We start from the raw sequence: 9,293 nt of genomic DNA, 5'->3' as shown, positions 1-9,293 counted from the left end.
CTGCCACCGCCACAGCCTGACCGCCGCAGCGCCGCCCGGCCGACAGGCCGGACGGCGTGTCAAACACCGTGAACGTTCGTGGTCACGGCACTAGCTACATCAGGTGGCCCAGTCCACGATGTGACTGCCCGTCAGACGCATAGACCGGCCCCATGGACGCCGAGGCGATACGCACCGTGCCCTTCGCCGGGAAGCGGGTCAGGCGCTGTCGATGGCCCAGGCGCTGCAGGCATACGGAGAGCCACTGGCGCCATCAGTGAGACAGACCCGGTAGCGCACGTCTCTGCCTTCGGGAATGTCGTAGTCGTGCACCGCTGTCCAGCCGTTGCCGTACCCGTTGTAGAGACCGCTGGACGGTGTGACCCAATGCCAGCTGAAGTCGTAGTACTGCTGGAGAAATCCCTTGACGCCATGGCCATCCGCCCTGAGATCGAGAACCTTGAGGATCTCGCCATCCGACGCGAACTTGACTTCGCCCGAGCAGAAATTGTTGTCGTACCACACGGTGCACACGGATCCGCTGGCCTGAGCCGGCTGCGCGGACAAGGCCACCATGAGGGTGGCGCTTGCGATGACTGCCATAATGGACCACTGTCGCTTGGCCATCATGCTCCTTCTTGTCGTCGGGTGCTCGTCGGGGGCGGAAAGTGCTCTGGGCGCTTCGTTCGAGATCAGCCCAGATCGCAGGGGTATGTCACATAATTCCTCAACAGTCGGACCGCTTCTCGGCGTTGTCGTTCCACCAGGCGGCCTTGTCCTCGCTGCCGGTGACGTAGTGAATGTCGTCCCACAGGCGGATGTTGAACAGGTAGCAGCCCCGGCTGCTGGAACGTTCGTTGAGGTCATAGACGCCTCCCATGCTGGCCCGCCGGGTGGTGCAGTTGCCGTTGCCGGACGCCTGGACGCTGTACCCGGCGCCGGTGAAAATGTCATGGAGCACGACGTTCACGTGCGCGCCGTCGGCCTGGATGTCGCAGACCTGGACGATGTCCCCGTCGGGCCAGAAGTCCACGCGGCCACCGGGATTGCCGTCGTCGGTGTACATCCAGTAGTGCGGTCCCGAGTACGCCTGGGCCGGGCTGGCGATCACCGCCGATGCCGTCATGATGGCGGCCAGAGCGACCAACGCGGTCACGATGCGTCGTAGATACACTGCGGTGCTCCTTTTTGTCGTGTGCACGGCGGCCCCGTCACGGCCGCCGCAGGCTGAATGATCTCCTCCGCCGCCTGCAATCCGCTTGCAACCGCCTAGCAACCCTCGGTGAACACGGAAACAGCCGAGGTCAGATGGGGGCCGAGGTGGCGTTGTCGCCCAAACGCCGGACAGCACGCATGGGTCCAGCGGCGCTCCGGGTGCTAGCTTCTACCCTTTATCTCGGGCCGACCCACCGCTCAGGAGAGTTCTTGAAGATCCTCGACGAAGTGTCGCGAACGCTGAACGAGTACCTACTGCTACCCAACCTGACCACCGCCGACTGCACGACCGCCAACGTCGACCTCAGCGCGCCCCTGGTGCGGCACCGGCTGGGCGAGAAGTCGGCCATCCGAGTGGCCACCCCACTGACCAGCGCCATCATGGGGGCCGTCTCCTCGCCCCGGCTGGCGATCGCGTTGGCCCAGTGCGGCGGTCTGAGTTTCATCCACCAGAACCAGTCCGTCGAAGCGCAGGCCGACATGGTGGCGTCGGTCAAGCGGCACAAGTCGGGTTTCCGCTTCTCCGACATCAACACCAAGCCGTCGGCGACCCTCGGCGAGGTGGCCGCGCTGCTCGATTCGGCCGAGCGCGACGTCGCCGTCGTCACGGATGACGGCAGCCCGCACGGGCTGTTCGTCGGGCTCATCTCCACCGACGACTTCCACCCCCGCCGCCATGATCTCAACGACTCCGTTGAGTCGCGGATGCGTGTCGCCACCGATCTGATCACAGCGCAGCCGGCCGTGTCGCTGTCCGAGGCGAACACGCTGATCTGGGATCACCGCCTCGATGTGCTGCCAATCGTCGACGCCGCCGGCCTGCTGCAGTCCATCGTGTTGCGGCGCGACTACGTGCTACACAAGCGGTTCCGCAACGAGACGATTGATGCCGAGAAGCGGTTCCGGGTGGGGGCGGGCGTCAACACCCATGACTACCGCGAACGCATCCCGGCCCTGGTCGACGCTGGCGCGGACCTACTCTGCATCGACTCGTCCGACGGCTACTCCGTCTGGCAGGCCGACACCCTCAAGTTCGTCCGGGACACCTACGGCGATGAGGTCAGGATGGGCGCGGGCAACGTCGTCGACGCACGCGCTTTCCGCTACCTGGCCGACGCCGGCGCGGACTTCGTCAAGGTCGGCATCGGCGGTGGCTCGATCTGCATCACCCGCGACCAGAAGGGCATCGGACGCGGTCAGGCGTCCGCCCTGATCGACGTCGTGGCCGCCCGCGACGCCTACCTGCAGGAAACGGGCGTCTACGTGCCGCTGTGCTGCGACGGTGGCCTGCTGGCCGACTCACACATGGCCATCGCGTTCGCGCTCGGCAGCGACTTCGTCATGCTCGGTCGCTACTTCGCCCGGTTCGACGAGAGCCCGGCGCCGCTGGTCAGGGTCGGTGGGCAGTTCTTCAAGGAATACTGGGGCGAGGGCTCGAGCCGGGCCCGGAACGTGACACGCTACGAGCACGGCGGCGGAAGCCGACTCGCTTTCGAGGAGGGCGTCGACGGCTATGTTCCCTACGCCGGCAGCCTCTACGACAACGTCGACACCACGATCGCCAAACTGAAGGCCACCATGCTCAGCTGCGGCGCTACGAACCTCGGCGACTTCCACGAGAACGCGGTGCTGGTGCCGGTGTCGCAGCAAAGCTTCCTACAGAACAGCGCGGAGATTCAGCTCCGCGACCGACCGAGCGCCACCACCCCATAGGAACCCGCGATCGACATGGCCGGACCGCCGTTTGGTGGTCCGGCCATCGCTTTCGGGCACACTGCGTTACCGGACGCCTCCAACACTGGCGCCACTTCCCATGATGTTGACAAGTTCAGTGAAGCCAGCCATCCCACTTCGGTTTATAGACCAAGTTCGGGCCCTCGGAACGCGCCGTCGCCACCCTCAAGACCTGGAAGATCCTGACCACGCTGCGCTGCTGCCCACGCCGCGCCACCGCGACCGTGCAGGCCATCCTCGTCCTCCGAGCCGCCGAAGACGCCCGCTACCCACGATGAAAGACGGCTCAATCATGTGTGCGGAGCGCCGACTCAATACGAACGGGTTTTCCCGCCGGATCAACCCGGGCCAGCCATCCGGTCGGGATTAAGGCCGGCCGGGTTGGCACGAGATGTCTTACTCGGCCCGACCACAGGCATCGGTCTTCCTGCATCACCCGGATCGACGCCGCGCTCGCGAACACTCGGGGACGTAGAATGATCTTGTTTCGGGGCAGGTCGACGAGTGTGCTCGCCCGCTGTGGATGTACCCACTCGAAGCTCTCGTCGATCTCGATGGGTACGCCCGACTGCCGCCCCGCGCGATGACGGTCAGCAAGCCACCGAGCGATGCTGTGGCCGGCCGCCCGGCCGCTGAGGGCTGCCACGTCGGCGGTCTCCACCGGATGGCACAGGTTGCCCGTCGCGAACAGGCCGTCTATGTCGGTGGCCGCGCCGGCGTCCACGGCGGGACCGCGCGTACCCGGATCCATGGTCAGACCACGGGCCCTCGCGAGCTCATGGTCGGGAATCCAGTCTCCGGTGAACACGACGGTGTCACATGCGATGGTACGGCGGTGCCCGGTCGCGATGTCCTCGACGACGACACCGGTCACGCGCGGACGGCCCTGGACCTCGACCACCCTCGTACCCGTTCGCAGGGGCACCCGCAGCGCAATCCGGGTGGCCAGTGCGAACGCCGCATAGCTGTGGTGGTGCGGGCGGTCGGTGAGCATGCCGATGACGTCCACACCGGCGTGGCGCAGAGTCATCACAGCCGAGTAGCTGACATGTTCCGCGCCGACGACGAGCGCCCGCGTACCGACGGACTGGCCGAACAGGTACGCGGCCTGCTGGAGCTGGCCGGTAGTGAACACTCCGGCCCCCCGGTCTCCCGGGACCATCCGGGCGGTACGCGGCCGCTCCCGGGCGCCGGTGGCCAGCAGGACAGCCGACGCGTGGAGGTCGCGCCGCCCGGCCGGCGACGTCAGGTGCACGCCGCCGTCCGCCGTCCACCCGGTGACCATGGTCGAGGTCAGCACCTGTGCGCCGGCTGCAGTAGCGCGGGCGACGTAGCTCTGCGCGTACCTGGGTCCGGTCATGAAACGGTGCAGGTCGCGGATGCCGTACCCGGCGTGGTGGCAGTGCCTGGGTATGCCGCCGGCGACGGCCTCGCGTTCGAGCACCGTGACCCTGGCGACCCCGGCCCGCCGCAGGGCGATGGCGGCCGCGAGCCCGGCCGGACCGGCGCCGATGATGGCTACGTCGGTGTCTACTGGTCCGGTCGATGTCACTTGGCCCCCTCGTTGTGGCGGGTGGTGGGCGCCGCCGCGGTGGACGGATCCGGCGCGTCGAGCAGCTGACGGATCGTGGCGCCGCAGAAGAAGCCCTGGCAGCGCCCCATCGTGGCCCGGGTGCGTCGCCGTAGCCCTTCAACCGTGCGGGGTGGTACGTCGCTGCGCATCGCGTCGCGTATCTCGCCGAGCGTCGTACGCTCGCAGAAGCACACGATCTCGCCGTACTCCGGGTTCGCCGCGATCCGCGCGGCGTCTGCGTACGGACGCACTGTCGCTTCACCGATGTTCGGCATGTGCGGCGGGTGCGGATCGGCTTCGGGATGCGCCATGGGCTTGAGCGGAAGCCCGAGCACGTCCGTGATCGCTTCGGCGAGGTACTCGGCGATCGCCAGGGACGAGGTGAGACCGGTGGAGCGGATGCCGCCCGCGCAGGCGTAGCGCAGCTGCGGGTAAACGCCGATCTGGTAGTCGTCGTGTTCGGACGCGGCCCGCAGCCCCGCATAGATCGTCGTCGCCTCTTCGGCGAGGAGGTCGGGCATGATCCTCCTGCCGTGGTGCTGCAGGAACGCCAGCCCGTCCTCACTCGATCCGGTGGCGGTGCGGTCGTCGAGGTTTTCTGAGGTGGGGCCGAGCATGACGTTGCCGTAGACCGTCGGCGCGACGAGGACGCCCTTGCCCATCTTCGTAGGCACCGGCAGCAGCACATGGCTGACCAGCGGCCGGGCGAGCTTGTCGAAGACGATGAGTTCGCCGCGGCGCGGCGTGATGGTGAACCCGTCCAGGCCGAACATCGCGTGCACCAGGTCGCTGCCCAGCCCGGCGGCGTTGATGACGATGCGGGTGGCGACCGGGCCGGTCGCGGTCTCGACCACGGTGACGTTGTCGCCGACGGTGACAGCGGTGACCGGCGAATCGAGCCGCAGCACGGCGCCGTGGCGGACGGCCTCGGTGGCGAACGCCAGCGAGGTGGTCCACGGGCAGATGATGCCCTCGTCCGGCACTTCGAGGGCGCCGAGCGCGCCGGGCCCCAGATGGGGCTCGCGGGCGTAGAGTTCGTCGGCTCCGATCGGCCTGGTCCGGTGGTACCCGTTGGCCTCCGCGCGCGCGGCGAGCACAGGCAGTTCGTCGAGCTGTTCCTGGTCCCAGGCGATGAGTAGCGCACCGGGGACCTCGACCGGGATGCCGGCGCGTACGGCGTACTCCGAAAGCAGCGTGTACCCACGGGCGACGAGTCGGGACTCCAGGGTGCCCGGCTTGGCGTCGAAGCCGGTGTGCAGGATCGCCGTGTTCGCCTTGCTGGTCGCGTCACCGACGTCATTGCGGGCCTCGATGAGCACCGCGCGGGCGCCGCGGATGCTCAACTCGCGCGCGACGGCGCATCCGACGACTCCGGCGCCGATGACGGCGACGTCATAGGGTTCGGCGTCGTGGGCGGGCGGATCAGCAAAGGTCACAAGGTGCTCCAGTTCGAGGTGAGGGCGACCGCGGTCCGCCAGCGCTCGATCAGCTCGGTGGCCCACCCGGCGCGGGCGTGTGGCCCGACCGTGGGCGCCGACGGAATCTCCGCGATGCCGTGGCCGTACGCGGTACGGGTGGCAAGGTCGGCGACGCCAAAGGCGGTCGCGTGTGGTGAGTGGCACGGCACGATCGGGACGCCGGCGACATCGGCCTGTAGTTGCAGGAACGCGGGCGAGCGGGTCAGCCCACCATCGACGCGCAGCGCGGTCAGCGGCTGGCGCAGCTCGGCAGCTACCGTGCCGGCCAGCTCCGCGACGTGCGCGGCGATGCTCTCACAGACGGCACGAACCAGGTGCTCACGCGTGGTCGACAGGGACATGCCGAGAAACGCGGCGCGCGCGTCGGGCTGCCAGTGCGGGGCGCCGAGGCCAGCGAGCGCCGGTACGAATACGACGTCACCGGAGTGCGGCGTGGTGGTCAGGATGGTCTCGATCTCCTGCGCGCCGCCCAGCAGGCCCAGCCGGTTGAGCCAGGCGAAGGCTGCCCCGACCGCGTAGAGCTGCCCGTCGAGGCAGTAGCGGGTCTGCTCCGTCAGGCGCCAGGCGACCGAGGTGGCCAGCCCGGCCGGGCTGCGAGTCGCCGTGTCGCCGGTGTTGGCGAGCAGGAATGCGCCGGTTCCGTAGGTGCATTTGCTCTGCCCGCGCTCGCGCGCCCCTTGTGCCCATAGCGCGGCCTGCTGGTCGACGATGGTCCCGCCAACCGGGACGGTGGCACCGAAGGCGCTGGTGGTACCGATCGTCTCGTCGCTGCGCGCCAACCGGGGTCGTGGCTCGTCGAGGCCGAACAGGTCCCAAGCTTCGTCGGACCATTCGAGCGTGTCCACATCGAGCAGCATCGACCGGGAGGCGGTGGACACGTCGGTGACGAACTCGCCGGTGAGCCGGTGCAGCAGCCAGGTGTCGGTGGTGGTCACCACGCCGCGCTCGGTCATCTTGTCGCGGATCCAGCGCATCTTCGGTGCCGAGAAGTACGGGTCCAGCCGCAGCCCGCTGATGGCGGCCAGTCGGTCACCGGCGGGACGCAGGTCCTCGCAGATCTGGGCGGATCGCCGGTCCTGCCAGACCAGGCACGGGGTCAGCGCCTCGCCGTTGGTGTGGTCCCAGGCGAGCACGGACTCCCCCTGGTTGGCCAGCCCGACCGCCCGGATGGGCACGCCGGCCTGGGCGATCGCGGCCCGCCCGGCGGCGACCACGGACTCCCACAGGTCCTGAGGAATGATCTCGACCGCCCCGTCACCGGCGGCGCGCACCGGTACGGCTTGCTCGGCGTCGGCGAGGACGGTGCCGTCGACCGCGACGACGAGCGCCTTGGTGGCGGTGGTGCCTTGGTCGATGGCCAGGACCGCCTCGCTCATCGTGAACCGCCGTCGTCGTCGTATCGGGCCGATAACGGCGCGGCACCCTGCGCATCGCCTGCGGTCGGCGCGTCGGCGTCGTCGGACCGAGCCTGCAGAACCTCCACGCCAGCCTCCCGTAGCCTGGTCACCTGCTCCGCATCGGCGGCCGAGTCCGTGATGACAGCGGTGATCCGGTCCCAGTCACAGACCTTGCGGAGCGCGACATGTCCGATCTTGATGGCGTCCGCGACGACGTAGACCTGCTGCGCCGCGTCGATCATCGCCAGCCGTACTGCGATTTCGTCGAGGTCGTAGTCGGTGAGGCCGGCCTGGGGGTGGACGCCGCCCGATCCGAGGATCGCCTTGTCGGCGTGGAACTGTTTGACCAGCGCGACGGTGTCCGGCCCCGAACAGCTCAACTCGTCGGGGCGGACGTGGCCGCCGAGCAGGTGGATGTCCAGCCCGGGCCGGGTGACCAGCCGGGTCACGACCGGCACGTTGTTGGTGATGACCCGGCCGTGGAAGCTGGAGGCCAGGGCTTGCACGCACATCTCGACCGTGGTCCCCACGTCGAAGATGACCGTGTCGCCGTCGTCGATGAGCCCGCTGACGAGCGCGGCGATCTCCGCCTTGGCACCGCCCTGCAGGGCGAGCCGCTCGGCACGAGACGGTTCGCTGCTGTGGGACAGCCGGGCACGGGCCACCCCACCGTACACGCGGTGGACCGCGCCCTCCTGCTCGAGCGAGACCAGGTCGCGGCGGATGGTCTCCACTGATACCCCGGCCTGTTCAGCGAGGAAGGCAGGCCTGGCGACCTCGCGTTCTTCGAGCAGGCGCAAGATCATCTCACGGCGTTTATCGGGGAGCATGTGCCGGCCTCCGGCCTTGTATGGAGAGGATGGACTCGGGTTCAGCGTCGACGACCGATAGCGCGGATCAGCTGCGAATGCTGGCTGAGCTCGTCCAGTCCAGCCCCGATGATGAGCGCGGCGCCGGTGGCCATCGCCTGAGCGTAGTAAGGAACATTCATCAGCGTCATGCCGTTGTTGAGCACTCCCAGGAACGCGACGCCGAGCAGGACGCCGAACATCGTCCCGCGACCGCCGCTGAAGGCGACCCCGCCGAGCAGCACGGCGGTCAGTACGTTGAGCTCGAACCCGACCCCGAGGGTTCCGGGGGGCGCGGAGTCGAGCTGGGCGGCGAGCAGGACCCCACCGATCCCCGCGGCGGCACCGGTGGCGGCGTACGCCACGAGCGGCAGCGCGCGGGTGGCCACACCGGACAGGAAAGCGGCTTCCTTGTTGACGCCGATGGCGTACACGTACCGGCCGGACGGGGTGGCGTACAGCACGACGGCGCCGATGACGAAGACGACGACCGCGATCCACACGGGCACCGGGATTCCGAGATAGAGGCCCCGACCCAGCAAATTCATTCCCTTGCCGAAGTTCGCCGGCGGGTTGCTACGGAGAAACTGCGAGATACCCCGATACAGCTGGAGCGTGCCCAGCGTGACGATGATCGGGCTGAGCCGGGTGAAGGAGACCAGCAGTCCATTGCCGAGACCGGCCAGAGCACCGAGGGCGATTCCGATGAGCACCGCCACCTGCCAGGCCACACCGTGGTCGACGATCAGCAGACCGGTGACCACTCCGGACAGGCCGATCACCGACCCGACGGACAGGTCGACGACGCCCATGATGACCAGCAGCGCCTGCGGAACGGCGACCACCAGCAGCACGGCGCCGGACAGCGCGATGTTCTTGAGGTTGCCTGCCGTCAGGAACAGGTTGTTCTGCACCGTGAAGAAAACGGTCAGGGCGACGAGCCCGATGAGCAGCGCCGAGCGCAGCGCCACCGCGATGGGATCGCGCTTGACGCCGACCGCAGGCGCCGATGCCGGTGCGGCGCTCGTCGTGGTGGAGGTCGTTGTGGTCATCGGATCAAGGCTCCAAA

8 protein-coding genes and 1 pseudogene are annotated in these 9,293 nt (G+C 68.4%); 2 read left to right on the top strand and 7 right to left on the bottom strand.

Going from position 1 to position 9,293, the window contains the following annotated elements; genetic code table 11:
• Positions 1-198 precede the first annotated feature (198 nt).
• Together AB0I41_RS30395 and AB0I41_RS30390 are read right to left on the bottom strand one after the other, a co-directional pair.
• Positions 199-606 (bottom strand): hypothetical protein, encoded by a 408-nt coding sequence (locus tag AB0I41_RS30395; RefSeq protein ID WP_357114022.1) that lies wholly within the window; start codon positions 604-606, stop codon positions 199-201.
• A 100-nt stretch (positions 607-706) separates the two neighbouring features.
• Positions 707-1,153, bottom strand: a complete 447-nt coding sequence (locus AB0I41_RS30390; protein ID WP_357114021.1) for a hypothetical protein — start codon at positions 1,151-1,153, stop codon at positions 707-709.
• A 134-nt stretch (positions 1,154-1,287) separates the two neighbouring features.
• Here AB0I41_RS30390 and AB0I41_RS30385 point away from each other — a divergent pair, with 134 nt between their 5' ends.
• Both AB0I41_RS30385 and AB0I41_RS30380 read left to right on the top strand, forming a co-directional pair.
• The gene (locus AB0I41_RS30385) at positions 1,288-2,907 is read left to right on the top strand and encodes an IMP dehydrogenase (RefSeq protein ID WP_357114020.1); all 1,620 of its coding nucleotides are present in this window, start codon (positions 1,288-1,290) and stop codon (positions 2,905-2,907) included.
• A 167-nt stretch (positions 2,908-3,074) separates the two neighbouring features.
• Positions 3,075-3,206 (top strand): annotated as a pseudogene (locus AB0I41_RS30380) (IS5/IS1182 family transposase); the annotation flags it as partial.
• An 8-nt stretch (positions 3,207-3,214) separates the two neighbouring features.
• Here AB0I41_RS30380 and AB0I41_RS30375 read toward each other — a convergent pair.
• The 5 genes from AB0I41_RS30375 to AB0I41_RS30355 form a co-directional block, all read right to left on the bottom strand.
• Complete coding sequence (locus tag AB0I41_RS30375) at positions 3,215-4,480, bottom strand: FAD-dependent oxidoreductase (RefSeq protein ID WP_357114019.1); 1,266 nt, start codon at positions 4,478-4,480, stop codon at positions 3,215-3,217.
• Positions 4,477-5,937 carry an NAD(P)/FAD-dependent oxidoreductase gene (locus AB0I41_RS30370; RefSeq protein ID WP_357114018.1) on the bottom strand — a complete coding sequence of 487 codons (1,461 nt, stop codon included), beginning with the start codon at positions 5,935-5,937 and terminating at the stop codon, positions 4,477-4,479. The genes AB0I41_RS30375 and AB0I41_RS30370 overlap by 4 nt, the downstream gene beginning before the upstream one ends.
• Entirely contained in the window at positions 5,934-7,355 is a 1,422-nt protein-coding gene (locus tag AB0I41_RS30365) for an FGGY family carbohydrate kinase (protein WP_357114017.1), read from the bottom strand. The genes AB0I41_RS30370 and AB0I41_RS30365 overlap by 4 nt, the downstream gene beginning before the upstream one ends.
• Entirely contained in the window at positions 7,352-8,182 is an 831-nt protein-coding gene (locus AB0I41_RS30360; protein ID WP_357114016.1) for a DeoR/GlpR family DNA-binding transcription regulator, read from the bottom strand. The genes AB0I41_RS30365 and AB0I41_RS30360 overlap by 4 nt, the downstream gene beginning before the upstream one ends.
• 65 nt (positions 8,183-8,247) lie before the next feature.
• Complete coding sequence (locus AB0I41_RS30355; protein WP_357114015.1) at positions 8,248-9,276, bottom strand: ABC transporter permease; 1,029 nt, start codon at positions 9,274-9,276, stop codon at positions 8,248-8,250.
• Positions 9,277-9,293 lie beyond the last annotated feature (17 nt).

It is taken from the genome of Micromonospora sp. NPDC050200, from assembly GCF_040656135.1.
Taxonomy (GTDB): domain Bacteria; phylum Actinomycetota; class Actinomycetes; order Mycobacteriales; family Micromonosporaceae; genus Micromonospora.
Note: the sequence above shows the minus strand (reverse complement) of the source record. Positions and strands in the feature narration are given on the sequence as shown.